We start from the raw sequence: 25325 nt of genomic DNA on the forward strand, positions 1-25325 counted from the left end.
CGCCCCGTGGCGGTGCGCTCCCCTGAGCAACGGGGCCTGGTCGCAGAAAGCGCTGCTGAACGTGTGGTCACTGTCCCAGGGGTACGCGGTCGTCAGCCTGCCGCTTCGTCGACCGCGTTCGCCTCGCCCGGTTCAGCGGCGTTGCCAGCCACGATGCGGTACGGATCGAGCGCACCGGCGAGGTCCGCGTGGACCCGCGCGCACAGCCGGGTGCCATCGGCGGTGTGGTCCTCGGTCAGCACCTCGCCTTCCGCGTGCGTACGCGCGACGAGCTCACCCCTCGCGTACGGCACGAGCACGTCGACCAGTGTCTCGGGCCGGGGCAACCGGTCCGCGATCGCGGCGACCAGCTTCTCCATACCCTCCTGCGTGCGAGCCGAGACGACGTGCGCATCCGGCAGCAGGTGCCGCAGCCGCGCCAGCGACACCGCGTCGGCGGCGTCGGCCTTGTTGATGACGATCAGCTCCGGAGGCAGCGACTCGGACCGGTTGCTGCCGATCTCCGCGAGCACGGTCCGGACGGCCTGCACCTGTTCCTCGGGTGCCGGGTCGGAGCCGTCGACGACGTGCAGCAGGACGTCGGCGTCGGCGGCCTCGTCGAGCGTCGAGCGGAAGGCGTCGACGAGCTGGTGCGGCAGGTGCCGGACGAAGCCGACGGTGTCGGTCAGGGTGTAGGCCCTGCCGTCCGGGGTGACCGAGCGACGCGTCGTGGGGTCGAGCGTGGCGAACAGTGAGTCCTCGACCAGCACCCCGGCGTCGGTCACCGCGTTGAGCAGGCTCGACTTGCCCGCGTTGGTGTAGCCGACGATCGCGACGCTCGGCACGTCGTTCGCCATGCGGCGCCCGCGTTTGGTCTCGCGAATCGTGTCCATCGCCGAGATCTCGCGTCGCAACTTGGCCATGCGCTTGCTGATGCGCCTGCGGTCGATCTCGAGCTTCGTCTCACCCGGTCCCCGCAGGCCCACACCGCCGTTGCTGCCCGCACGGCCACCGGCCTGCCGGGACAACGTGTCACCCCAACCGCGCAGTCGCGGAATGAGGTACTGCAGCTGTGCGAGCTCGACCTGCGCCTTGCCTTCCTTCGACCGCGCGTGCTGGGCGAAGATGTCGAGGATCAGGGCCGTACGGTCGACGACCTTGACGTTGAGCTTGTCCTCGAGCTGGCGGAGCTGGCCGGGAGAGAGCTCGCCGTCGCAGATGACGGTGTCCGCGCCGGTGGCTGCCACGATGTCGCCGAGTTCGCGGACCTTCCCCGAGCCCACGTACGTCGCCGGGTCGGGCCGGTTGCGCCGCTGCACCAAGCCTTCGAGCACCGTCGAACCCGCCGTCTCGGCGAGCCTGGCGAGTTCTTCGAGGGAGGCCTCCGACTGGGCAGCCGTGCCTTCGGTCCACACACCGACGAGCACGACATGCTCGAGCCGCAGCTGCCGGTTCTCGACCTCGGTGATGTCGGACAGTTCGGTGGACAGCCCGGCGATCCTGCGCAGCGACGCGCGGTCCTCGAGCTCCAGTTCGCCGGTCGACGGTGCGCCGTCGAACACCTCGTCCAGCGATTCGGCGGGCACATCCGCCTGCGACGTCAGGACGTCGCCGCGATTCCGGTTACTCACAAGCCTCCATGTCGGTTGTCGTCGCCGCATGCACGGCGCCTCAAGGTCCATCGTCCCACGTTCCGCCGAATTCGCCGACCCGTTTACCCGCTCGGGTACAGCGCGAGGTAGATGGCGGTCGCTCCCGGTGTCTCGGCGGTGCCCTCAGGCCGGACACCAGGCTGGTCACCGTCCCCAGGCCGAGCGCCGCCCTCCGGCCGGGCACCGTCCTCGTCGCCGGCCGCGAACTCGTCGATCAACTCGGCCAGCCGGCCGCGGAACTCGTCGAGGCGGCCCTCCGGCAATCGTGCGACCGCCCGCGTCTGGTGCAACTCTGCGGGTTCGAGGTCCGCGATCTCGGTCAGGAACGCCTCCAGCATTGCGTCTTCCACCGGCGCGTTCCACGGTCCGCTCAGCCGCCAGGACAGGCCGGTCGACCGGTAGGGAATCTCTTTCGCACCACGCACACCTCGGCGTTCCGCTTCAGCGGTGAGAAAGCCCGCCTCGACGAGTTTGCGCACGTGGTACAGCGTCGTCGCGGGGTCCCGGTCGAGCCGCCGAGCGATCTCCTTGTTGGTCAGCGCCTCGTGATGGGTCAACCGGATGATGCGCAGGCGTATTCCCGACGCGAGCGCAGTCGCCTCATCCTCGGTCGCCGTCCGTCGCCGCGATCCCATTCGCACGAGCATACGTGGCCACGGCGCCGCGCCGACCCACTACACCGCTGCTCCGACCCGGAGTGATTGACACTTTCCAATCACTCCGAAACACTCCGGCGGATGCGAGCGAGATCCCCGTGGCGGCAGCCGGATTTCCGTCGGCTGTGGGCCGGAGCATCGGCGAGTCAGTTCAGCACGTTCGCAGGTGGCGCGGTCCTTCCGTTGCTCGCAGCCACCGCGCTCGCTGCGTCACCGTGGCAGATGGGCCTGCTGACGGCGGCGGACAAGGCAGCATTCCTGTTCCTCGGCCTGCCCGTCGGAGCATGGATCGATCGCGCGCGCCGCATGCCACTGATGATCACTGCCAACCTGTTCCGCGGCTGCCTTCTGCTGACCGTCCCGCTCGCGTGGTGGGCGGACGTGTTGACGATGCCGCAGCTGGTCGTCGTGGCACTGTTGGCCGGAGCCGGCGCACTGGTGTTCGACGTCGCACACCAGTCGTACCTGCCGACGCTCGTCGGCCGGGACCAGCTCGTTCCGGCCAACACCGGCCTGCAGGCCAGTCACTCCGTCGCCGACGTGACCGGGCGCGGGATCGGCGGAGGCCTCGTGCAGGTGTTCGGAGCCGCGTACGCCGTGTTGCCCGTCGGGCTCGGATACGTCACCTCGGCAGTCGCACTCGCACGCATCCGCGCCCGCGAGCCCGCACCCGTCTCCAGCGGCCGCCGTACGATCCGGGCCGACATCGGCGACGGACTGCGATTCGTACTCGGAAGGCGGGACCTGCGCGCCATCACGTCGTACACGGCCGTCGGCAACGTCGCGTTCGCCGTGCTCACGGCCGTGCAGGTGCTGTATCTGACCCGCACCCTCCAACTCGCGCCTGCACAGGTGGGTGCCGTCCTGGCGACGGGCGGGTGCGGGGCCGTGAGCGGCGCGCTCGCCGCCGGCACGTGGACACGACTGTTCGGGAGCGTGCGGACGGTGTGGATCGTGCCGCTGCTGACCGCGCCGGCGGCACTCGTGGTGCCGCTCGCACAGCCGGGCACCGGAGCATGGTTCGTCGGCGCCGCACTCGCGGTCCTCGGCCACGGGATGACGGTGTACAACATCGGCCAGGTGAGTTACCGGCAGGCGATCTGCCCCGACCGCCTACTCGGCCGCATGAACGCGGGATTCCGCTTCCTGGCATGGGGCACGGTGCCCCTGGGCGCGCTGAGCGGGGGCGTCCTCGGCGAGACGATCGGGCTTCGTTCGACCGTGTGGGTGTTCGCGGTCGCCACCGTCGGCGCCACGCTGCTGCTCGTGCTGTCGCCGCTCCGCACCGGCAGGGCGCCGGCGGAGCGGGGCTCGGCGGACGTCGGCGCCGGGCCGACCGGGCAACCGCTTCCCGGAAGTCACCCGGGCCCGGATGCTCACGGGTCGTGACCACAACATCAGCAGGTCGGGCGACGGTGTCCACACATTCGCCGTCTGGCCAGTGGCGCTCGCCGACGGATAGGACATAACAGACCTGTTCGACGGCGATCGGGGACACATGCGGACACAGCGATCCGGCCACACCGACACCCGACGGCCACCACGTCGCCGACGGCACTCACCGTTCCCCCGGACGGCGTCCACGCGCCGAACCCGGCGGCCGGCACGGGTTCCGACCATACTCGGCGCACTGGCCCTCACACTGGCCATGACGATCGCGACCACCCCGTCGGCGTCGGCCGTTCGGACGCAGCCGCGGTTCGACCACTACGTCGCGCTCGGCGACTCGTACACCTCGGGGCCGTTGATCCCGCTGCCGAAGCCCACCGCGCCGCTCGGCTGCGCCCGCTCGACGAGCAACTACCCGACCATTCTCGCCGTCAAGGCCCGGGTCGGATCGCTTCGCGACGTGAGTTGCGGCGGGGCGACCACCGACCACATGACCGAGCCGCAGCGCACCCCACTCGGCACGAACCCGCCCCAGCTCGACGCCCTGCGCCCCGGCACCGACCTCGTGACACTCGGTATCGGTGGCAACGACGAGGGCGTCTTCGGCGACATCATCGGCACCTGCCCCACACTCCGCGACGAGAACCCTTCCGGAAGCCCGTGCCGGGAGCACTTCACCGAGGCGGGCACCGACACCCTCGCCGAGGCCGTCGCCCGCACCGGGAAGCGGGCCGGCGCAGTGCTCGACGAGATCGCGGCGCGGTCGCCGCACGCCACGGTGCTCGTCGTGGGATATCCGCGGATCACGCCCGCCCCGGGCAGCGGCGTCACCTGTCCGGACGTCATGCCGCTGGCCGACGGCGACCTGGCGTGGGCCGACGACATCGAGACCGCACTGAACGGCGCACTCCGGACAGCGGCCGAGACCCACGGGGCGTCCTTTGTGGACATGTACCCGGCGTCCTACGGTCACGACGCGTGCGCGGGCCTTCAGGCGTGGGTCCAGGGCAAGGACACCAATCCGCTGGTCGCGATGTCGTACCACCCGAACGCCGCCGGCATGTACGGCATCGCCACCGAGATCCGGCGGACCCTGAACACCACGTCCTGACGGTCAGGAGGCGGGAAGCGACTCCAGCCGAGCGGTGATGCGCTCGATGTCGGAGGCTGCCGTGTCACGGCGCACCCGGATCTTGTCGACCACGTCGGCAGGCGCCTTGTCGAGGAAGGCCTGGTTGCCCAGTTTGCCCTCGGTCTGCTTGAGCTCCTTCTCGGCGGCGGCCAGGTCCTTCTCCAGCCGCTTGCGTTCGGCCGCCACGTCGATCGTGCCCGAGGTGTCGACCTCGACCGTCGCGGTGCCGTCGGCCAGTGCGACCTCGATCGAGGCCGTGGCCGTGAACTCGTCGCCCGGCTCGGTCAGTTTCGCCAGCGAGCGGACTGCCTCCTCGTGCGCGGAGATGGCCTCGAAACCGGGGCCGGTCACCCGCGTGGCCACCTTCTGGCCCGGCTTGAGGCCCTGGTCGGAACGGAACCGGCGCACCTCGGTGACGAGCTTCTGCACGTCGCCGATCCTGCCCTCCGCGGCCGAGTCGGCCGCGGGGAGCAGTTCGCCCGTCGGCCAGTCGGCCACGACCAGCGACGCTCCCCCTCCCCCACCGGCTACGCCCTCATTGGTGGGGGTACCCCCACCGGTCAGCGTCGTCCACAGCCGTTCGGTCACGAACGGGACGAACGGGTGCAGCAGCCGCAGCACCGTGTCCAGCGCGTGCCCGAGCACGGCACGGGTGTCGTCGGCCTTCTCGCCGGAGAGCTGCACCTTGGCCAGTTCGATGTACCAGTCGCACAACTCGCCCCACGTGAAGTGGTAAAGCGTGTTCGTGGCCTTGGCGAACTGGAACTCCTCGAGCAGTTCGTCCACCTCGGACAGCACCGTGGACAGCCGGCCGAGGATCCAGCGGTCGGCCTCGGTCATGTCCTCGACCGCGGGAAGCGGACGCGCGGTGGTCGCACCGTTCATGATCGCGAACCGCGCCGCGTTCCACAGCTTCGTGCAGAAGTTCCGCGAACCGGCGGCCCAGTCCTCGGCCAGAGCCATGTCCGTGCCGGGGTTGGCGCCGCGGGCGAGCGTGAACCGCGTGGCGTCGGCGCCGTAGTTGTCCATCCAGTCGATCGGGTCGAGGACGTTGCCCTTCGACTTCGACATCTTCTTGCCGTGCTGATCGCGGATCAACCCGTGCAGGTAGATGTGCTGGAACGGCACGGACTGCTCGGCACCGCGTTCACGCATGCCGTGCAGGCCGAACATCATCATCCGCGCGACCCAGAAGAACAGGATGTCGTAGCCGGTCGACAGCACGGTCGTCGGATAGAACTTCGCCAGATCCGCGGTCTCGTCCGGCCAGCCCATCGTGGAGAACGGCCACAGGCCTGAGGAGAACCACGTGTCGAGCACGTCGGAGTCCTGGTACCAACCGTCACCCGACGGCGGCTGCTCGTCCGGGCCGACGCAGACCTTCTCCCCGTTCGGGCCGTACCAGACCGGAATCCGGTGCCCCCACCACAGCTGGCGCGAGATCGTCCAGTCGTGCATGTTGTCGACCCAGTCGAAGTAGCGCTTGGCCAGCTCCGGAGGGTGGATCTGCACCCGGCCGTCACGCACGGCGTCACTCGCGGCCTCGGCGAGCGGGCCGACCCTGACCCACCACTGCAGCGACAGCCGCGGCTCGATCACCGTGTCGCAACGCGAGCAGTGACCGACGGCGTGCACGTACGGCCGCTTCTCCGCGACGATCCGGCCGTCCTCGCGCAGCGCCGCCACGATCGCGGGGCGCGCCTCGAAGCGGTCCGTGCCTTCGAACGGGCCGGACGCGGTGATCACCCCGCGTTCGTCCATGATCGACGGCATCGGCAGGTCGTGGCGCCTGCCGATCTCGAAGTCGTTCGGGTCGTGGGCAGGCGTCACCTTGACCGCGCCGGTGCCGAACTCGGGGTCGACGTGCTCGTCGGCCACGATCGGGATGCGCCTGCCGGTGAGCGGCAGCTCGACCTCGGTGCCCACCAGGTGCCGGTAGCGCTCGTCGTCGGGGTGCACCGCGACGGCCGTGTCACCGAGCATCGTCTCCGCACGCGTCGTGGCGACGACGACCGACGCTTCGCCCTCGCCGTAGCGGATGGAGACCAGTTCGCCGTCGTCGTCGGAGTGGTCGACCTCGATGTCCGAGAGCGCGGTCATGCACCGCGGACACCAGTTGATGATGCGCTCGGCCTGGTAGATCAGCCCCTCGTCGTAGAGGAGCTTGAACATCGTCTGCACGGCACGCGAGAGGCCGTCGTCCATCGTGAAGCGTTCACGGGACCAGTCGATGCTCTCTCCGAGCCGCTTCATCTGGCCGAGGATCTTGCCCCCGTACTCGTGCTTCCATTCCCAGACGCGCTCGACGAACTTCTCGCGGCCGAGATCGTGGCGGGAGACGCCTTCCTTCGCCAGCTCCCGCTCGACGACGTTCTGCGTGGCGATACCGGCGTGGTCCATGCCGGGCAGCCACAGCACCTCGTAGCCCTGCATCCGCCTGCGCCTGCTCATGGCATCCATGAGTGTGTGGTTCAGGGCGTGGCCCATGTGCAGACTGCCGGTGACGTTCGGCGGCGGCAGTACGATGGAGAACGGCGGCTTGTCAGACGACGCGTCGGCGGTGAAGTAGCCCGCGTCTACCCAGCGCTGGTACAGGGCGGCCTCTTCGTCGGCCGGGTTCCATGCGGTGGGAAGGTCCGTGTGCTGCTGGTTCGCGTTCTCCGTCACAGCCGGTAAGTCTACGAACCCGGTTCCGGCGGCTCACCACCGGCGTGGCCTCGTCGGCGGAGGGACCGCTTACGCGGTGGTGGTGGCGGCGACCGCGCCCGCCATCACGGCGACCATCACGGCCGCCGTCACCTCGTCGATGGCCTTGCGCACCGCGTCACTGCCCCAATTGCCCTCGGCGACCTGCTCGGCCCGCTTCCCCGTCCGGTCGGGATCATCGGTCGGGAACGCGTGCCGGACCGACTTGGTGGCGACGAGCAACGCGATCACCGCGGCGGTGCGCTCGTCCGGTTCGGCACCGTCGACGAGCACCCGGTGCAGCTCGGCGCGGAGCCGCTCCTCGTGCCGGGAGTCGGCCGCGGGCCAGCGCGTGACGGGGAACAACTTGAGCACCTTCCTGCTCTCCCGTTTCAGCACGCCGCGATCGGCGAGGCCGGACAACAGCCGGTCGACGGGGCCGTCCTTCGCCAGCCGGTTGACGGCGTCCTTCGGCTTCGCGCCCTCCTGCTCGGCGAGCGCCTCGAGCGCCCCGTCCAGCTCGGCCTCACCCACGCGCGTGGCGTCCCGCACCACGACGCGACCCGCCTCGCCCTCGTCCGCCTCACCCGTGATGTCGACCCTGCCGAGCAGGGTCAGTTCGAGCAGGAGCGCACCGGCCACCGCCTGATCGAGGTTGTGGACGCCCGAGACGGGTGTGCCCTCGGTGTCGTCGAACGCCAGGAGCAGTAGGTCCTCCGCGATGAGCATGGCCGCACCCTAGCCGCGGCGGCGGGCGGCCACCACCGGTTCACGCGGCTCGCCCGCTACGAGCCCGTCCAGAACACCGCGTCGGCGACCTGCGCGTACAGGCCCTTCGGGTGGTCGCGGAACATCGGCTCGGTGCCGAACAGCACCGCCCGCGTGCCCCCTGCCGACACCCCGGAGACGACGGACGCCTCACCGGCCGCCTCGGCGGGGCCGTGACCGTCATCGCTCGGCAGCCAGTGCCCCGCGACGAGCGGATCACGGGCGTAGCGCTGCTCGGCGGTCACCGACTCGCCGAGGCCGGTGAACCAGACCGGCGAGTAGACGAACGAATGCGCGGGTGCGCGGTCGAGCACGCCGCCCTCGCCGTCGGTCACCGACACGACGCCGTTGGCGTCCGCCCTGCCCTCGACCGCGGTGGCCGGTAGCAGCCCGGCGGCCTCGTTGAACGCGGCGCCGCCCGCACCGCGGGTCACGACCCCGCCGTCGTCGAGGAACGCCCGCAACCGCCGCTTCGCCTCGGCCGTCAACGCGTCGTAGTCGAGTCCGGTGGAGACCAGCAGCGCGCCGACACCGTCGAAGTCGAACCCGTCGTTGAGGGCCGCGGTCGAGATCGGACGGACGTCGAACCCGAGTCCGCGCAGCACGGCTAGTTCGTCGGCCGACACCGCGGCGGCGATCACCGGCGCTGCCAGCGGAGTTCCGGTCGCGTCCTTGCCCGCCCTGGTGAAGACGACGCCGAACCGATCGGCCGCCCTCGCCGCCTCACTGCGCGCCGATGCGGGGACGACGAGCCCGCCGTCGTCGCCACGGGTCACCTCGACGCCCTGATCGAGCAGGTACGTCACGGCCTGCACGTCGGCACCGTCGGTGAGCGCGAGTTCGAGGTCCGCGTTCGGCGAGCGCGGGAGCGACCCCGTCGGCCCTGCCGCCGCCACCGGCGTGGTGCGCACCGCGGGCGCCTCGTCGGCGGAGACGTCGACCGTGGCGCCCCACAGCAGTCCGAGACTCCAGCCGGAGATGTCGTACATCCGCGGGACGTCCCCCGAGATGTCCTGGCCGGCCGAGAGCATGGCGTTCGCCAGGCCGCGCTTGGGCTGATGCAGGTCGACCACGTACGAGCCCTTCGGATAACGCTGCCCGCCTACGTGGAACGTGTGCTCGGCACGCGAGACGCGCACGTCGTGCGCGACCAGGTGGTCGACGAGCCGCGCCGCCGCGGGCGCCGACCGCTGGCCGACGCCGGCCGGGATGACGTAGGCGCGCGGGAACTCCACCGAGTAGCGGTCCTCCTCCCCGAAACCGGGGACGTAGCCGTCGGGAATCTCGCGCTGTGACTCGCCCGCCCAGCCACGGCGGAACGTCTCGATCTGATCGTCGATCAGCTCGGTGCGGTGGGTCTCGGCGTAGTCGATCGCCGAGGTGATCGTCGCGTCGGCCACGTCCCGGTTGACGGCCGATCGGCGCCGCAGCTCCTCGACCGGCAGTTCCTCGTACTCGGCGCGGTTCACCCGGAGCGGCACCTCCACGGTGTGGCCCACCGCGCCGTGGTAGATCGAGTACATCGGAGTGAAGATCGGCGGCCAGTCGTCCCACTCGCCCGGCTCGAAGTCCCGGAACGGGATGTCCGCCCGCGCGGTCTCGTCGTGGCCCAGCTTCCCGATGGCGCGTTCCATGCCGAGTGCGTTCTCGTAGGCGTGCTTGATGTACAGGTCGTACTCGTAGTCCCGACCGTGCGGCGGCGTTCCTGGCTCGATGAGCGTCGTGCCCGTGTAGCCGTGCTCGTCGATCATCACCAACGGCTGGGTCTCGATCAGCACGTCCCGCACCGCGCGGGATTCCGGCTGGGTCGAGGTGAGGTGGTCACGGTTGACGTCGAATCCCGCGGCGTTCGCACGCGTGCCCGCGACGCGGCCGTCGGGATTGTTGGTGACCGTCAGGTAGATCCGGGTCGATTCGAGCAGCTCGACGTCGGCCCGCTCGGTGCTGGTGGCGAGCCGTTCGACGACGTCCAGCGCGCCGTCGGTGCCCTCCCACTCGTCACCGTGGATGTTGGCGTTGATCCACACCGGGGCCTTGTACTCGCGCGCCAGCCGTTCGTTGCCCGCGGCCGCGACCGGGTCGTCCTCGATCAGCTCGCGCCAGCGCGCCTGCCGGGCCGTTTCCGCGGGAGTTTCAGGGGCGGTGAGCGTCACGAGGTACAGGTCCCGGCCCTGGGTACTGTGCCCGACGACCTCCGCGGACACGCGATCGCTGCGCTGCTGCAGCTCGTTCAGCTGCGGCGCGATGGCGTGATACGGCGTCAGTCCGAGTTTGATCGCCGTGTCGTCGGGGTTCTCCGGGAATTCCCGCAACCGGGTCTGCCGCGGGTAGCCGGTCTGATCCCCGACCCGGCGGTTCTCGTCCGTTGTCGCGAACCGGGTGGCTGCAGGTGTGGCGCCGCTGCGGGCCAGGTGTCCGGATTCGCGATGCGCGACACCGCCGGGGCCATCCGGCGCCCCGGACTCCTGCGCACCCGCGGGTGTGGTCAGTACAGGCAGCGTCACCAGGACGGCGAGTGCGGCGAGCCCGCGGCGGACGGATCGGGATACGGCCACGAGAACCTCCGGTCGGCAGCTACTCCCCTGTCGGGATCGGCCGCCCAGCCTTTCGCACCGCTAACGAGTGCCGCAAGACGCGGCGGGTAACGCGGACGTAAAACCACCCGCCCGCTGTAATCCCGCCACCCGGCCGGACACGGCGCGTCAACCTCCGAAGAGCTGCACCAGTTTCCGCGCGAGTTCGACGGCGCCGTAGGCGAACGGCAGCCCGACCCACAGCCACGCCAGCACCAGCAGCCCCCTGCGACCCGCTGCCGGCCGGCTCACGGCTGCGCCGTCCGTCTCATCGCTGTGCCGTCCGCTCATCCCTGCGCCACCCCGTTCATCCCTGCGCCGTCCCGTTCGTCACTGTGCCGTCCCGTTCATCCCTGCGCCGTCCCGTTCGGCGCAGCGCCGTCCCGTTCGGCGCTGCCGCAGCCGGTCATCGCCCCTCCCTCGCGGGATCACCGGCCGCGGACCCCTCAGACTGGCCGACGCCCGGTTCGTGGAACCGCGGATGCACCGGGCGGACGAACTCGTTCGCCACGAACCCGACGATCAACAGCCCCATCATGATCAGCAGGGACATCCCGTACAGGTCCGGACCCTGCTTGCCCGCCGCCTCCTGGCTGTCCGCGATGGCGTTGACGATCAGCGGGCCGAGCACTCCCGCCGTCGACCACGCCGTGAGCAGCCTGCCGTGGATCGCACCCACCTCGTAGGTGCCGAACAGGTCCTTCAGATAGGCCGGGATCGTGGCGAACCCACCGCCGTAGAACGACAGGATGAGTGCCGCGCACAGCACGAACACCAGCGTCGAGGAGTTCGTCGTCAACGCGATCGTCAGGTACAGCAGCGCGCCGACGCCGAGATACAGCCGGTAGATGTTCTTGCGGCCCACGATGTCCGATGTGGAGGACCACACGAAGCGGCCGAGCATGTTCGTCAGCGACAGCAGTCCGACGAACCCGGCCGCCGCGGCCGCACTGACCGGCATCGACGTGCCGCTGAAGAACTCGGTGATCATCGGCGAGGCCTTCTCGAGGATGCCGATGCCCGCGGTCACGTTGAGGCAGAGGACGAGCCACAGCAGCCAGAACTGCGGCGTGCGCACCGCGTTGTTGGCCGATACCGCCACCGGGCGGCCAACGGACTGCTGCACCGGCACACCCGGCGGGGTCCAGTCCGGCGCCGGCACCCGCACCAGCACGACCCCGAGCCCCATGAAGCCGAAGTAGACGACGCCGTGCACGAACAACGTCGTCGCGATGCCCCCGCTGCCCGTGCCGAACCATTCCAGCATCTGGGCCGACCACGGCGACGCGATCAGCGCACCGCCGCCGAATCCCATGATCGCGATACCGGTCGCCATGCCGGGCCGGTCGGGGAACCACTTGATCAGGGTCGACACCGGCGAGATGTACCCGATGCCGAGACCGACCCCACCGACGACGCCGTAGCCCAGCACGACCAGCCAGAACTGCTCCGTGGCGACGCCGAGCGCCGAGATCAGGAACCCCGACGAGAAGCACGTCATGGACACGAACATCGCCCAGCGCGGCCCGTTGCGTTCGACGAGGGTGCCGCCGAACGCCGCCGACAGCCCCAGCATCACGATGGCCAGCTGGAACGGCAGGGCGCTCTGCGTGCCACTCAGCCCCAGGGACCCCTCGAGGGGCGGCTTGAACACACTCCACGCATAGACCTGTCCGATCGCCAGATGCACGGCCAGCGCCGCGGGCGGGACGAGCCAGCGGCTCCAGTCCGGCGGTGCTACGGTCCGCGAACGGTCGAGAAAGCCGAGGGCCACTCGCTCACCTCTCCTACTCTGGAGGCACGGTGCTCGCATCACCGTAGGCCACCCGGCCGCGACGCGGCACCCCCGAACCGCCGAACCACGTCTGGAGTGGACGCACCGATGGGCCGAGTGACGGTACGCAGGCCGGTACGCATGCTCACGCCGAACGGCGAGCGCACGCGCCCGGACGCGCTGGCAGCCGAGGAACCCCTGGAACTCCGTGTGGCGGGCTCGCCCCTCGCCGTCACCATGCGCACGCCCGGCAACGACGTCGAACTGGCACACGGGTTCCTGCTGTCCGAAGGCGTCATCGGCGACCGTGAGGACGTGATGACCGCCCGGTACTGCGCGGGAGCCGACGACGACGGCCGCAACACCTACAACGTGCTCGACGTCGCCCTCTCCCCCGGCGTTCCCGGCCCCGACCCCGGTGTGGAGCGCAACTTCTACACGACGTCGTCGTGCGGGGTGTGCGGCAAGGCTGCGCTCGACGCGGTCGCGCTCACCACGCGGTACTCCCCCGCCGAGGCCGATCTCCCCGTCACGCCGGAGATGCTGTCCACGCTGCCCGACGCGCTGCGCGAGCGGCAGAAGGTCTTCGCGAGTACCGGTGGGCTGCACGCCGCGGCGCTGTTCACCGCCGACGGAACGTTGCTTCACGTGCGCGAGGACGTCGGCAGGCACAACGCCGTCGACAAGGTCCTCGGGAAAGCACTGCTCGACGGAGCCATCCCTGCCGCCGACCACGGCCTGCTCGTGTCCGGACGCGCTTCGTTCGAGTTGGTGCAGAAGGCCGCGATGGCGGGTATCCCGCTGCTGGCCGCCGTCTCCGCTCCGTCCTCGTTGGCCGTGGAGCTGGCCGCCGAACAGGGCATGACACTCGTCGGCTTCCTGCGAGGAACGAGCATGAACGTCTACACCAGAGGCGATCGCGTTGCCGAGACCTGACCGCCGCTCGGTGGTACTGGGCGGCACCGCGGTCCTGGCCACGGCGGGCCTCGCCGCGCTGACGGGGTCGTCGGCGGCGTATCGGTCGGTCGTCGCGACCGCCCCGGACATTCGTTCCGAGTCGGTGTTCTCGCGGGCCCGCGGGCAGTACGTCGGCCTCGTGCTGATTCTGCCACCCGAGCGCCCCGCGCAGCGGCTGCCGATGGTGGCAGTGCTGCATGCACGTGGCGGCACGGCGCGCGGGGCCACACCGAACGGCATGGCGCGGTACCTGGCGCAGTCCGTCGCAGCGGGTCGGGTGCCCCCGTTCGGTCTCGTCGCGGTCGACGGCGGCCCGTATGCCTACTGGCACGAGTCCGACCCCGGCGACGACCCCATGGCGATGCTGCTCGACGAGCTGCCCGTATGGCTCGCCGCCCGCGGCCTCGGCGGCGCATCCGGACAGCCGTTCGCGGCGACCGGGACGTCGATGGGCGGCTTCGGCGCGCTCGTGTACACGCGACGGCGCCGGGAACGCGGGAACCCGCTCGCCGCGACCGGCGTGATCGCACCGGCACTGTTGACCGAGTGGGACGAGATGAGCGAACGCGAGGCGTTCCGCGACCGGCGGGCGTGGGCGGCGCTCGACCCGCTGCGGCACCCGGACTCGCTCGGGGACACGCCCCTCGGCGTGTGGTGCGGCACGTCGGATCCGTTCGTGGCCGGGACGCGTCGGCTCGTGCGGCATGCCCACCCCGAGGTCGCGGTCTTCCGGGACGGGGGCCACACCGGCGACTTCTACACCTCGGCGGTACCCGGCCTCGTCTCGTTCCTCGGCGAATACGCTCCCGAGCGGGCCGAATCCCGGACCTGAGCGGCTACCGGTCGAACCACACCCGGGTGGCGGTGTGGCCCACGCCGCGATATGTCCGCACGAGATCGGCGAGCCGGTTCACGAGCAACAGTCCGCGCCCGCCGAGCTGATCGGCGGGCACAGGCACCCGTCCTGCGAACGGGTCGGTGTGACTGCCCGCGTCGTCGACCTGGCACACGACGGCGCCGGTGACGGCGTCCTGCCACACCCGCAGCGTTCCCGATCCGCCTCCGTGCTGCACGCTGTTCGCGGCGAGCTCGCCGACGACGAGCGCGACGTCGGGAAGCCGGCCGCCATCCACGCCGTGACACTCCGCGTGCGCCGCGGCGAAGCGCCGTGCCTCGGCGAGCGTGTGCAGGTCGAACCGCAACGTCGATGCGGACGACGGCACGGGTAGCGGCCGGTTGCAGCCGTCGACCACCGCGTGCGGAGCGTAGGCGTCACTGGCGTGTCTGCCCGTCTCGTCGACCAGCTCCGGATGGGTCGCCGCGACGTCGTCCAGCACGGCTCGTCCCAGACGGGACGCGTCGTAGGGACAGAGGAACAGCGCCGCGCTGCCGGCGAAGGCCTCGTTGACGAGGGCCTCGTGTTCGACGGCGGCGGTGCACTCTGCCGCCGAACGCCCCGGCCAGATCGGTTCGCCGACGACTCGTACCCGCCCGTCGTGGCCGTCGGCGAACGAGCGGAGCACCCCGCTGAGGATCGCTGCCGGATTGCGACCGGCTTCGGCCATGTCGACGAACTCGACGTCGGCGGCGGTGTCGCCGAGGAACTCTCCGACCGCCGACAGCTTGTCGGTGGGCAGCGCCAGCGCGACCGGCTCGTCGTTGTGAACACCGTCGACCACGAACGCCGTAATCGTCTTCACGTACGCGTCCTCGTCGCGGTAAAGAAAAGCCTCGTGGGAAAACTGGCCGGTGACGGACTCGCCCCTCGTGGTCACAGCGTGGCGTCCTCTTCGCGTCGGCACACCCTACCGGCAGAGGTTAGCCACGACACGGGTTCACGAAACCTCCCGGTGGACGGATCGTCGCCCGGCGTTCACCAGAGCCGGTTGACCATGCCGAGCAACCAGAACCCGAGCGCCACCCCGCCGACGACGACCGTCGCCCACGCGAACGCTTGCCGGTCGCCGGCGGCGGTCCGTGCCCGCCACGCGGCGGCCGAGGCCCCGGCGAACGCCAGCAACGGCAGCAGCGGCCACACCGACATGCGCGTGATCGTCGCGACCACGCACACCACCATGAACACGACCAGGCAGCCTGCGATCGCCACCTGCACCCGCGGCTGCCGCAGGCGCAAGGCCGCGACCAGACGTGCCGCCACGTCGTCGGATTCGTTCACCATGTCCCCAGCTGTCCGCTGCAGCGTCGGCAGCTCCCTCGAGAGCGAGCCGTGCGACGTCCTCATCAGCGGCGCCCGCCCGGTCAGGCGGACTTCTCCCCGCGCTCACCGCTACGTCGCCGGGACGGCTGCCGCGACACGATCGTCGGGTTCACGTTCTCGCGCACCGTCTGCTCGGTGATGACGACCTTCGCCACGTCCTCACGGCTCGGGATGTCGTACATGACCGGCTGCAGGACCTCTTCCATGATCGCCCGCAGGCCGCGAGCGCCCGTGCCGCGCAGCAGTGCCTGGTCCGCGATCGCTTCGAGGGCGGTGTCGGTGAACTCGAGCTCCACGTTGTCCAGCTCGAACAGCTTCGTGTACTGCTTCGTGAGCGCGTTCCGCGGCTCCGTGAGGATCTGCACGAGCGCAGCCTTGTCCAGGTTCGTCACACTGGCCATGACCGGAACACGGCCGATGAATTCGGGGATCAGCCCGAACTTGATCAGGTCTTCCGGCATCGTCTCGCTGAACACGTCGCTCTGCTCGATCTCCTGCTTCGTGCGGATCTCCGCACCGAAACCGAGGCCGCGCTTGCCGACGCGCTCGTTGACGATCTGCTCCAGACCCGCGAACGCACCGGCCACGATGAACAGCACGTTCGTCGTGTCGATCTGGATGAACTCCTGGTGCGGATGCTTGCGCCCACCCTGCGGGGGCACTGCCGCCGTGGTGCCTTCGAGGATCTTCAGCAGCGCCTGCTGGACGCCCTCGCCCGAGACGTCCCGGGTGATCGACGGGTTCTCGGACTTGCGCGCGATCTTGTCGACCTCGTCGATGTAGATGATGCCGGTCTCGGCGCGCTTGACGTCGTAGTCGGCGGCCTGGATCAGCTTGAGGAGGATGTTCTCGACGTCCTCGCCGACGTAGCCGGCCTCGGTGAGCGCCGTGGCGTCGGCGATCGCGAACGGCACGTTGAGCATCTTCGCGAGCGTCTGCGCGAGATAGGTCTTGCCGCAGCCCGTCGGGCCGAGCATCAGGATGTTCGACTTGGCGAGCTCGACCGGCTCGTCCTTCGAGTCCTTCGGGCCCGCGGAGCCCTGCGACTGGATGCGCTTGTAGTGGTTGTACACCGCGACGGCGAGTGAACGCTTCGCCTCGTCCTGGCCGATGATGTACTGCTCGAGGAAGTCGTGGATCTCGGCGGGTTTCGGCAGTTCGTCGAGCTTGACGTCGCCGGCCTCGGCCAGTTCCTCTTCGATGATCTCGTTGCAGAGATCGATGCACTCATCGCAGATGTAGACGCCTGGTCCGGCGATGAGCTTCTTCACCTGTTTTTGGCTCTTCCCACAGAACGAGCACTTGAGCAGGTCTCCGCCCTCGCCGATGCGTGCCATGGCCGCTGACCTCGTCCCCTCCGGTGCGTCAGGCGCACCTGACTCGTCTCCGTGCCGCCTGGTGGACACAGTGAACAGGCGCCACGCGCTGTCTCTTGACGGTACCCGCCGGGCGGGACCGATGGGAGACCGCCGGATCACCCCACTCTCACGCGGGGAGCACTCGACGGCCTTCCCGACACCATAGCCCGCCGGACGGGAACCTGTCGGGTGACGACACGCTCCCGCCCAGCGGCGGGCCTGATCAGTTCGAGCCGGTGCCCTTGCGGTACGGCAGCACCTCGTCGATGATCCCGTACTCCTTGGCCTCCTCGGCCGTCAGGATCTTGTCACGCTCGACGTCCCTGCGGACCTCTTCTTCGGTCTTGTCCGTGTGCTGGGCCAGCGTCGTCTCCATGAGCCGGCGGATCCGCTGGATCTCGGCGGCCTGGATCTCCAGGTCGGACACCTGACCGTAGGTGCCCTCCGTGGCGGGCTGGTGGATCAGCACGCGGGCGTTCGGCAGGGCCATGCGCTTGCCCTTGCTACCGGCCGCGAGCAGCACTGCGGCGGCCGACGCCGCCTGGCCGAGCACGACGGTCTGAATGTCGGGCCGCACGAACTGCATCGTGTCGTAGATCGCCATCAGCGCGGTGAACGAACCACCGGGCGAGTTGATGTAGATCGTGATGTCGCGGTCCGGGTCCTCGTGCTCGAGGTGCAGGAGCTGGGCCATCACGTCGTTGGCCGACGCGTCGTCCACCTGCACGCCGAGCATGATCTGGCGCTCTTCGTAGAGCTTGTTGTACGGGTTCGACTCCTTGATCCCGTAACTGGTGCGCTCCACGTAGGAGGGCATCACGTACCGGGACTGAGGAAGCTGGAAGTTGCTCATCGGTGGTCTCCTTCTCGGGTCCCGGTCAGTTCGAGTTCGAGCCCGGCGCGGGGTTCTCCCGCGTCAGCACCTGATCGACGAAGCCGTAGTCCAGAGCTTCCTGCGCGGTGAACCAGCGGTCGCGGTCGCCGTCGGCCAGGACCTGCTCGACCGTCTGGCCGGTCTGGTCGGCCGTGATACGCGCCAGCTCCTGCTTCCACTTACCGAAGACCTCTGCCTGAATGGCGATGTCCGACGCCGTGCCGCCGACACCGGCCGACGGCTGGTGCATGAGGATGCGCGCGTGCTCCAGCGCGTAGCGCTTGCCCGGCGTGCCGGACGACAGGAGGAACTGGCCCATCGAAGCCGCCATGCCCATCGCGTAGGTCGCCACGTCCGGCTCGATGAGCTGCATCGTGTCGTAGATGGCGAAACCGGCCGTGACCGAACCGCCCGGCGAGTTGATGTAGAAGCGGATGTCGGACTGCGGGTCCTCCGCCGACAACAGCAACAGCTGCGCCGTGATGCGGTTGGCGACATCGTCGTTGACCTCGGAGCCCAGCACCACGATGCGTTCCTGGAGCAGCCGCTCGTACATCGAGTCGGTCAGGTTCAGCCCCGCGGTGCTGGTGCGCCCCTCGGGCATGTGCTGCGTCACGTCTGCCTGCCTTTTTTCGAAGTCTCAGATCTTGCAACCGACCCTAACGAACTCGGGCGGCGCAGAAGTCCTGACACCGCCCGAGTTCGCTCAGAGCATGAAGGGAAATCACTTGTCCGAGGACGTGTCCTTCTCCTCGGCCTCGGTGTCCTCCTGTGCGTCGTCCGCACCGGTCGCCGCGTCGTCGGCCTCGGCTTCGCCCTCTTCCTCACCGAACAGCTCGGTCAGGTCGAGCGCCTCGCCCGACTCGTCGGTCACCGAGGCGCCGCGCACGACGGCGGCCAGCGCCTTGCCACGGCGGACGTCGGCGAAGATCGCACCCAGCTGGCCCGACTGCTGGGCACGCTGGATGTACTCGTCCGGGCTGACGCCGAAACGCTGGGCCTGGTAGATGATCCGCTCGGTCAGCTCCTGGTCGCCGACCTGGACGTCCTTCTCGTCGGCGAGCGTGTCGAGGAGCAGCTGCGTGCGCACGGACTTCTCGGCCTCGGTGCGAACCTCGTTCTCCCACTCCTCAGGGTCGCCGCCCTGAGCCTCGAGGGCCTTCTTGTAGGCCTCCTCGTCGTGGTCGTACTGGTGGATCGCCTCGTGCTTGGCGTTGTCGATCTCGCCCTGCAGCACCTTCTCCGGCACCGGCACGTCGACCCGCTCGAGCAGCTGCTCGAGGACCTTGTCACGCGCCTCGACGCCCTGCTGCATGCGCTTGGAACGGCCGAGACGCTCGCGCAGGTCGGCCTTCAGCTCGTCGATCGTGTCGAACTCGCTGGCCAGCTGGGCGAACTCGTCGTCGGCCTCGGGCAGCTCCCGCACCTTGACGCTGCCGAGCGTGACCGTGACCTCGGCTTCCTTGCCCGCGTACTCACCGGCGAGGAGGTTCGTGGTGAACGTGGCCGACTCGCCCTCGGACAGACCGACCAACGCGTCGTCGATGCCGTCGATGAGCTGCCCCGAACCGATCTCGTACGACAGGCCGGACGTCGAGGCCTCCGAGACCTCCTGGCCGTCGACGGTCGCGGACAGGTCGATCGACGTGAAGTCGCCGTTGGCGGCGGGCCGGTCGACACCGGTCAGCGTGCCGAACCGGGCGCGAAGGTTGTCGAGCTCCTCACCGACCTCGTCGTCGGTGACCTCCACGTCGGCCACCGTCACCGACAGGTCGTCCAGATCCGGGATCGTGATCTCGGGACGGACGTCGACCTCGGCGGTGAACTCCAGGACGTTCTTGTCCTCGAGCTTCGTGACCTCGAACTCGGGCTGGCCGAGCGTGCGGACGTCACCGGTCTGCACGGCCTCCATGTACTTGGCCGGAATGGCCTCGTTGACGACCTCGTCGAGCACGGGGGCGCGGCCGATCCTGCTCTCGAGGACGGGGGCCGGTGCCTTGCCGGGGCGGAAGCCGGGGATCCGGACCTGCTGAGCGATCTTGCTGTAGGCGCGGTCGAAGTTCGGTTTGAGCTCGTCGAACGGCACCTCGACATTGATCTTCACGCGCGTCGGGCTCAGCTGCTCGACGGTGCTCTTCAACGTTTTCTCCTAGCCGGGACAGTGGTATCGGTCGGTATTTCGGACTCATGTCGCACGCGCGGGTCCGCGCCCGTGAGCGCGGCGGCGTGCGTATGGTTCACGGGCCCACCCACGGGCACCGCAGGTGACGATGGGGGAACCGATGTCCGAGTCTAGGTCAGCGGACCTCCGGAGGCGGGGCCGCCCCTCACGGACCGTACGCGGACCGGCGCGCGACAGGCCGTCAGTCGGTGGAGCCGGGGCCCGCGTCCGGCCCGTCACCGGTGCCGCCCTTGCGGTTGCCGAACCCGCGGCCGTCGCCCGAGTCCTTGCCGTTTCCCGAGCCGCCGCCGTTGCCCTTGGCCGAGCGCCCGCCGGACGTGCCGCCCCGCACGGAGCCGTCGTCGGTCGCGTCCCCACCACCGGTGCCGAGTTTGCGCAGCCACACCCGCCAGATGACGGCTGTCGGCACCCCGGCGGCGATGATCACTCCGAGCGCCACCACCACGGGCGCGCCCGCACCGGCACCGAGGGCGATCACGACGCCGCCGACGATGAAGAGAGCGATGAGGCCCGCGACGATCCACAGCGTCCGGGAGGTGCCGGGCCGCAGGGTGGCCAGGCGCTGGGCCAGACGTGGGTCGTCCTCGCCCAGGCGGCGTTCGATCTCGGCGAGTTGTCGCCGTTCCTCGTCACGCAGGCCCATACGGCATCACCACCTCCGATTATGGATCAGCACGACCGCTACGGACAGTCCCAATCGATATCGATTTCGATCCCGGTCCCACCCGGGTGTCCGCTCCCTGCCCGACAGCCACATCGGGCAGGGAGCCGCGACGGATGCGGCCGCTCACCCGTGCCGCTGCCGACGCAGTCGCCGGGCAGGGCAGCCAGGTGCACGGGCCTTCACGCTCGCCACGCCGGGCCGCTAGATTCACAGTAGATCCACGCTGTCGGTGATCCACATCGGTGAGCCGCCCAGGACGTAGGACGCAGTACGACGTAGGACACAGCACGCAGCACGCCACGTAGGACACAGTCGTCGGCGCTACCGGGAGTTCGCATGTCCGTGCCCGCGCAGCACGAGCCCGTCGGCGGGCTCGCCTGGCCGCGCAGGCTGCGCGATCCCGCGGCGATCCTCCGGACGGCACGGCACGTCGCCGACGACCTGGTCGACGGACTGAGCGGGCCGCGGGTGCGTTCCGCGGCCCGCGGCATCCGGCGGCTCCTCGCCTCCGACGGCGTGGCGCTGGCGGACCTGTCCGGGGAACTCACCGTCGCGGGCGCACTCCCCCGTGACGTCGACCTCGCGGCGCTCGTCGACGACGTCCTGCACAGCGAACATCGGCGCCGCCGGGCCGAGGTCGTGGCCGAGCCGCTCGTCGTGCACGACGAACTGGCCGGGGTGCTGGTGGTCGCGGGCACCACGCGGATGTCGGCGCTGCGCGAGGTGAGCGGTGTGCTGGTGGCCGCGTTGGAGCGCGGCAGGCTGGAGGCGTCCGCGGAGGAAGCGGCCGAGGCCGAGCTCAGGGCGTTGCGGGCCGAGATCTCACCGCACTTCGTCTACAACGCGCTCACCGTCGTGGCCGGGTTGGTGCGCCCCGATCCGGCGCGTTCCCGCGAACTGCTGCTCGATTTCGCCGACTACATCCGCTACAGCCTGGCCGGACACGGTGAGTACACGACCGTGGCGGACGAGTTTCACGCGATCGAGACCTACCTGGCGTTGCAGCGTGCTGTCCTCGGCGACCGGCTGAAGGTGCAGGTCCGCGTCGCACCCGAGGTCCTCGCCGTCGCGATCCCCTACCTCGTGCTGCAGCCACTCGTGGAGAACGCCGTACGTCACGGCATCGAACGCCGCACCGGGGGTGGGGCCGTGCAGGTGCTGGGCGAGGCGGAAGGATCGGACTGCGTCATCACCGTCGAGGACGACGGCGCCGGCATGGACCCCCGTGACGCCGAGCGCCTGCTGGCGGCCGGCGGCACCGACACACGGGATACCGGAGGCATGGGACTGGCCAACGTGGACCGGAGACTGCGCAACGTGTACGGGCCGTGGTTCGGGCTCGTGGTGGAGACCGCCGAGGGCGAGGGAACCCGCGTCGTGGTGCGGGTGCCGCGGTTCCAGCCGGGGGTCGTGCCGTGACGGTCCAGGAGAACCCCCAGCCGGTGCCCACCTCGGCGCCCGGGCTTCGCGTGCTGGCCGTCGACGACGTGCCGGCCGCGCTCGACGACCTCTGCAGCCTGCTACGGGAGGCTCCCGAGGTCGCGTCGGTGACCGCGGCCGCCGATCCGCTCGACGCGCTGCGCTCCATCCGGGGCGGCGAGTACGACGCCGTGTTCCTCGACATCGCGATGCCGGGGCTCGACGGACTGGAACTGGGTGAGCTGCTGCGTAAGCTCGCCACGCCGCCCGTGATCGTCTTCGTGACGGCCTACGACGAGCACGCGATCGCGGCGTTCGGCATCGGCGCGATCGACTACCTGCTCAAGCCGGTGCGCGCGGAACGGCTCGCCGATGCGCTCGGCCGGGTCGCCAGGATGGCGGGAGCCGACGAGCACCCCGCACGGCAGGCGGCGGACGCACCGGTGCCGGACGCGATGGCCGCGCTGCCGGTCGAGGTCGGCGGCAGGACCCGGTACGTGCAGCGCAGCGAGGTGCGCTTCGCCGAGGCACACGGCGACTACGTCCGGCTGCACGCGCCGTCGGGCGTACACCTGGTGCGCATGCCGATCTCGCGGTTGGAGGAGTACTGGGAGGGCGCCGGGTTCGTCCGGACCCACCGCGGGTTCCTCGTCGCGCTGTCGGCGGTGCGGGAACTGCGGAGCGATTCGGTCGGTGGGGTACTGGCCCACACCGATCTGGGCGATGTGCCGGTCAGCAGGCGGCATGCGCGGCAGCTGCGGGAACGGCTGCTGAAAGCCGCGCAGCAGGGCGAGTTCGAACGGCCGACATGACCGGTCGCCGTGTCGCCGTCACCAGTCCGCAGACCCGGCTCGCGCACGCCCGCAGGCGTTACCGCGGGCCGTGGCGGCCGACGACGCTCGATCCGGCGGAGATGCCGCGGGCGATCGCGCTGTACCGGGCAGGCCGCAGCCGTGCGGTGGCCGCGCTCGCGGCGCTCGGGGCGCTGGTCTTCGGACTGCCGTTCCTGCTGTGGCTGTGGCCCGCGCTGGACGAGGTGCGCGTGGCGGGTGTACCGGTGTCGTGGGCCGCGATCGTGCTGGTGCCGTTCCCCGCGATGGTCGCCGTGGCGTTCTGGCAGTTGCGCCGCGCCGAGCGGACCGAACGCGACCTGCTGGCCCCGGAGGCGACGGCGGACGCCGATGACGACGGCAGCGGCGGCCCGGCTGCCGGTGCCGGGAAGACCCCCGGAGAGGGCGCTTCATGATCGTCGCCCTCGCGGTCGCGCCGGTCGTGCTGGTGACGATGCTCATCGGACTGCGGGGTGTCGCAGCGATGCGCACCACGTCGGACTTCCTCGTCGCCTCCCGCCGCGTGTCGCCGTTGCTGAACTCCGCAGCCGTGTCCGGCGAGTACCTGTCCGCGGCCTCGTTCCTCGGTGTCGCGGGCCTGGTCGTCAAGGACGGCATCGGCTCGCTCTGGTACCCGGTCGGCTTCACCGCCGGCTACATCGCGATGCTCGCACTGGTGGCCGCCCCGATGCGCCGCTCGGGAGCCCTCACCGTGCCGGACTTCGCCGAGGCGCGCCTCGGCTCCGCCGCGCTGCGCCGCCTCGCCGCGGTGGTCGTCCTCGTGATCGGCGTGCTGTACCTGGTGCCGCAGTTCCGCACGGCCGGGCTCGTGCTCAGTGTCGTCACCGAGACGCCCTACTGGGTGGGTGTGGTCCTCGCGGGCGGTGTCGTCAGCGCCACGCTCGCGCTCGGCGGCATGCGGGCGGCGACCTACGTCCAGGCGTTCCAGTTCGTGTTCAAACTGATGATGTTCATCGTGCCCGCGATGTGGCTGCTCATCCAGGCGGGACCGGAGGTGCGCACCGAGGCGACCCAACCGGCCGAGTTCACCCACTTCCGCGACGACACGACGGTCACCTTCCGCGTCGGCGCGACGCTGGACGTCCCTCCCGGCGCAACGGTCGTCGACCGCGAGGACGGCCCGCGGACGCTGGAGCCCGGCGCGTGGGAGGTACCGCCGGGAACGACCGTCACCTTCGCCGACGGCACCCCCGTGCCCGAGGTGCGCGGTGAAGCCGTGCCAGGCGCCGACGGCTGGGAACGGCCGCTGCTCGATTTCGACAACGAGGGGTATCCGCTGCTGGGCACGTGGGCCGTGCTGATCGCGACGATGCTCGGCACGATGGGCCTTCCGCACGTGATCATGCGGTTCCACACCAGCCCCGACGGCCGTGCGGCCCGCCGTACGGCCGCGTTCACCGTCGCCCTGCTGAGCGTGTTCTACCTGTTCCCCGGCATCTACGGCGTGCTCGGCCGCGTACTCGTGCCGCACCTGTACCTGACCGGCGCCACCGACAGTGCCGTCGTCGCCCTGCCAGCCCAGGTCGATGACGGCACCGCGGGCACGGTGTTCACCGGGCTGCTCACCGCGGGCGCGTTCGCGGCGTTCCTGGCCACGTCACTCGGACTGCTGCTCGTGGTGTCGGGGGCGATCTCCCACGACCTCGTGCCCGGCGGGTTGCGGCAGCTGCGCCTGGCGGTCGTCGGCGCGGCGGCGGTGATCGTGCTGCTCGCGCTGCCCGCAGCGGCCTTCGACGCCGGCACACTCGTCACCTGGGGATTCACGGTCGCGGCGTCGACGTTCTGTCCACTGCTGGTGCTCGGCATCTGGTGGCGGCGCCTCACGGCGGCAGGGGCGATCACGGGCGTCGCCGCGGGCCTGGCATCGACGCTCGGCTCGTTCCTGGTCAACGTCGGCGGGCCCGAGCTGCACGGCTGGGTGGCGATCCTGGTCGCCCAACCGGCACCGTGGACCGTTCCGCTGGCGTTCCTCACCATGATCGTCGTGTCACGGCTGGGCAGGCCGGCGCCGTGGGCGACCGCCGCGATGCTGCGACTGCACCTGCACGAACACCGTCTCTCGCCGTTCGTCTCCCGCACTCAGCACGACGGCGCCGCGCGTGACCTGGGCCACTCGTCGTGGCCCGCACGCCGCTCGTCGGCCGTTCGTCGCATCACACGCCGGTTGGGCCGCTGACCGGTTCACCCGGATCCG

The 25325-nt window shown here is 70.2% G+C and carries 22 protein-coding genes; 8 read left to right on the plus strand and 14 right to left on the minus strand.

The features are described 5' to 3' along the window. Window positions 1-92: 92 nt before the first annotated feature. On the minus strand, window positions 93-1565 hold the full coding sequence (hflX, locus tag LY12_RS09390) for a GTPase HflX (protein WP_253857258.1): 1473 nt from the start codon (window positions 1563-1565) through the stop codon (window positions 93-95). Window positions 1566-1693: 128 nt separating this feature from the next. Next, window positions 1694-2266, minus strand: a complete 573-nt coding sequence (locus tag LY12_RS09395; protein WP_253855159.1) for an ArsR/SmtB family transcription factor — start codon at window positions 2264-2266, stop codon at window positions 1694-1696. 102 nt (window positions 2267-2368) lie between these two features. On the opposite strand from LY12_RS09395, the gene LY12_RS09400 reads away from it, so the two are divergent. Further along, the gene (locus LY12_RS09400) at window positions 2369-3676 is read left to right on the plus strand and encodes an MFS transporter (protein WP_253855161.1); all 1308 of its coding nucleotides are present in this window, start codon (window positions 2369-2371) and stop codon (window positions 3674-3676) included. Between the two features lie 259 nt (window positions 3677-3935). Next, window positions 3936-4787 (plus strand): SGNH/GDSL hydrolase family protein, encoded by an 852-nt coding sequence (locus LY12_RS09405; RefSeq protein WP_253855163.1) that lies wholly within the window; start codon window positions 3936-3938, stop codon window positions 4785-4787. A 3-nt stretch (window positions 4788-4790) separates the two neighbouring features. Here the strand turns inward: LY12_RS09405 and LY12_RS09410 are convergent, their stop codons facing one another. The 5 genes from LY12_RS09410 to LY12_RS09430 all read right to left on the minus strand — a co-directional run bounded on the left by LY12_RS09410 (window position 4791) and on the right by LY12_RS09430 (window position 12608). Then, window positions 4791-7475 (minus strand): valine--tRNA ligase, encoded by a 2685-nt coding sequence (locus LY12_RS09410; RefSeq protein ID WP_253855165.1) that lies wholly within the window; start codon window positions 7473-7475, stop codon window positions 4791-4793. Between the two features lie 69 nt (window positions 7476-7544). Further along, window positions 7545-8222, minus strand: coding sequence for a GOLPH3/VPS74 family protein (locus LY12_RS09415; RefSeq protein ID WP_253855167.1), 678 nt, complete (start codon window positions 8220-8222; stop codon window positions 7545-7547). 56 nt (window positions 8223-8278) lie between these two features. Further along, on the minus strand, window positions 8279-10816 hold the full coding sequence (locus LY12_RS09420; RefSeq protein ID WP_253855169.1) for a M14 family zinc carboxypeptidase: 2538 nt from the start codon (window positions 10814-10816) through the stop codon (window positions 8279-8281). Between the two features lie 147 nt (window positions 10817-10963). Continuing rightward, complete coding sequence (locus LY12_RS09425; protein ID WP_253857453.1) at window positions 10964-11125, minus strand: MFS transporter small subunit; 162 nt, start codon at window positions 11123-11125, stop codon at window positions 10964-10966. Window positions 11126-11240: 115 nt separating this feature from the next. Further along, complete coding sequence (locus tag LY12_RS09430) at window positions 11241-12608, minus strand: OFA family MFS transporter (RefSeq protein ID WP_253855171.1); 1368 nt, start codon at window positions 12606-12608, stop codon at window positions 11241-11243. A 108-nt stretch (window positions 12609-12716) separates the two neighbouring features. Here LY12_RS09430 and fdhD point away from each other — a divergent pair, with 108 nt between their 5' ends. Together fdhD and LY12_RS09440 are read left to right on the plus strand one after the other, a co-directional pair. Next, window positions 12717-13544, plus strand: coding sequence for a formate dehydrogenase accessory sulfurtransferase FdhD (fdhD, locus tag LY12_RS09435; RefSeq protein WP_253855173.1), 828 nt, complete (start codon window positions 12717-12719; stop codon window positions 13542-13544). Beyond that, complete coding sequence (locus tag LY12_RS09440) at window positions 13531-14397, plus strand: alpha/beta hydrolase (RefSeq protein ID WP_253855175.1); 867 nt, start codon at window positions 13531-13533, stop codon at window positions 14395-14397. Before fdhD ends, LY12_RS09440 begins: the two co-directional genes overlap by 14 nt. Window positions 14398-14401: 4 nt before the next feature. Here the strand turns inward: LY12_RS09440 and LY12_RS09445 are convergent, their stop codons facing one another. The 7 genes from LY12_RS09445 to LY12_RS09475 form a co-directional block, all read right to left on the minus strand. Then, window positions 14402-15340 carry an anti-sigma factor RsbA family regulatory protein gene (locus tag LY12_RS09445; RefSeq protein ID WP_253855176.1) on the minus strand — a complete coding sequence of 313 codons (939 nt, stop codon included), beginning with the start codon at window positions 15338-15340 and terminating at the stop codon, window positions 14402-14404. A gap of 98 nt (window positions 15341-15438) precedes the next feature. After that, window positions 15439-15744 (minus strand): hypothetical protein, encoded by a 306-nt coding sequence (locus LY12_RS09450; RefSeq protein WP_253855178.1) that lies wholly within the window; start codon window positions 15742-15744, stop codon window positions 15439-15441. A gap of 80 nt (window positions 15745-15824) precedes the next feature. Further along, window positions 15825-17120, minus strand: coding sequence for an ATP-dependent Clp protease ATP-binding subunit ClpX (gene clpX, locus LY12_RS09455; RefSeq protein WP_253855181.1), 1296 nt, complete (start codon window positions 17118-17120; stop codon window positions 15825-15827). Window positions 17121-17364: 244 nt separating this feature from the next. Further along, complete coding sequence (locus tag LY12_RS09460; RefSeq protein ID WP_253855183.1) at window positions 17365-17994, minus strand: ATP-dependent Clp protease proteolytic subunit; 630 nt, start codon at window positions 17992-17994, stop codon at window positions 17365-17367. A 25-nt stretch (window positions 17995-18019) separates the two neighbouring features. After that, a complete protein-coding gene (locus tag LY12_RS09465) occupies window positions 18020-18631 on the minus strand; it encodes a ClpP family protease (protein WP_308292091.1) in 612 nt (203 codons plus the stop codon). A 108-nt stretch (window positions 18632-18739) separates the two neighbouring features. Then, entirely contained in the window at window positions 18740-20155 is a 1416-nt protein-coding gene (gene tig / locus LY12_RS09470) for a trigger factor (protein WP_253855185.1), read from the minus strand. Between the two features lie 223 nt (window positions 20156-20378). Next, window positions 20379-20840 carry a DUF3040 domain-containing protein gene (locus LY12_RS09475; protein ID WP_253855187.1) on the minus strand — a complete coding sequence of 154 codons (462 nt, stop codon included), beginning with the start codon at window positions 20838-20840 and terminating at the stop codon, window positions 20379-20381. Window positions 20841-21197: 357 nt separating this feature from the next. On the opposite strand from LY12_RS09475, the gene LY12_RS09480 reads away from it, so the two are divergent. From LY12_RS09480 to LY12_RS09495, 4 genes are read left to right on the plus strand one after another with little or no spacing between them, the layout of a single operon-like run. After that, window positions 21198-22280, plus strand: coding sequence for a sensor histidine kinase (locus LY12_RS09480; RefSeq protein ID WP_253855189.1), 1083 nt, complete (start codon window positions 21198-21200; stop codon window positions 22278-22280). After that, window positions 22277-23092, plus strand: a complete 816-nt coding sequence (locus tag LY12_RS09485) for a LytR/AlgR family response regulator transcription factor (protein ID WP_253855191.1) — start codon at window positions 22277-22279, stop codon at window positions 23090-23092. Before LY12_RS09480 ends, LY12_RS09485 begins: the two co-directional genes overlap by 4 nt. After that, window positions 23089-23526 carry a hypothetical protein gene (locus LY12_RS09490; protein ID WP_253855193.1) on the plus strand — a complete coding sequence of 146 codons (438 nt, stop codon included), beginning with the start codon at window positions 23089-23091 and terminating at the stop codon, window positions 23524-23526. Before LY12_RS09485 ends, LY12_RS09490 begins: the two co-directional genes overlap by 4 nt. Then, complete coding sequence (locus LY12_RS09495) at window positions 23523-25307, plus strand: sodium/solute symporter (protein ID WP_253855194.1); 1785 nt, start codon at window positions 23523-23525, stop codon at window positions 25305-25307. The genes LY12_RS09490 and LY12_RS09495 overlap by 4 nt, the downstream gene beginning before the upstream one ends. Window positions 25308-25325: the final 18 nt, after the last annotated feature.

It is taken from the genome of Prauserella alba (assembly GCF_024171735.1).
Classification (GTDB): domain Bacteria; phylum Actinomycetota; class Actinomycetes; order Mycobacteriales; family Pseudonocardiaceae; genus Prauserella; species Prauserella alba.

Bases quoted from the DNA above. Each gene is read 5' to 3' on its own strand.
- LY12_RS09450 (WP_253855178.1), bottom strand. From the start codon at position 15,744: ATGGTGAACGAATCCGACGACGTGGCGGCACGTCTGGTCGCGGCCTTG.
- LY12_RS09495 (WP_253855194.1), top strand. From the start codon at position 23,523: ATGATCGTCGCCCTCGCGGTCGCGCCGGTCGTGCTGGTGACGATGCTC.
- LY12_RS09475 (WP_253855187.1), bottom strand. From the start codon at position 20,840: ATGGGCCTGCGTGACGAGGAACGGCGACAACTCGCCGAGATCGAACGC.
- LY12_RS09395 (WP_253855159.1), bottom strand. From the start codon at position 2,266: ATGGGATCGCGGCGACGGACGGCGACCGAGGATGAGGCGACTGCGCTC.
- LY12_RS09415 (WP_253855167.1), bottom strand. From the start codon at position 8,222: ATGCTCATCGCGGAGGACCTACTGCTCCTGGCGTTCGACGACACCGAG.
- LY12_RS09490 (WP_253855193.1), top strand. From the start codon at position 23,089: ATGACCGGTCGCCGTGTCGCCGTCACCAGTCCGCAGACCCGGCTCGCG.
- LY12_RS09400 (WP_253855161.1), top strand. From the start codon at position 2,369: ATGCGAGCGAGATCCCCGTGGCGGCAGCCGGATTTCCGTCGGCTGTGG.
- LY12_RS09405 (WP_253855163.1), top strand. From the start codon at position 3,936: ATGACGATCGCGACCACCCCGTCGGCGTCGGCCGTTCGGACGCAGCCG.
- LY12_RS09480 (WP_253855189.1), top strand. From the start codon at position 21,198: ATGTCCGTGCCCGCGCAGCACGAGCCCGTCGGCGGGCTCGCCTGGCCG.
- fdhD (WP_253855173.1), top strand. From the start codon at position 12,717: ATGGGCCGAGTGACGGTACGCAGGCCGGTACGCATGCTCACGCCGAAC.
- LY12_RS09460 (WP_253855183.1), bottom strand. From the start codon at position 17,994: ATGAGCAACTTCCAGCTTCCTCAGTCCCGGTACGTGATGCCCTCCTAC.
- LY12_RS09425 (WP_253857453.1), bottom strand. From the start codon at position 11,125: ATGAGCGGACGGCACAGCGATGAGACGGACGGCGCAGCCGTGAGCCGG.
- clpX (WP_253855181.1), bottom strand. From the start codon at position 17,120: ATGGCACGCATCGGCGAGGGCGGAGACCTGCTCAAGTGCTCGTTCTGT.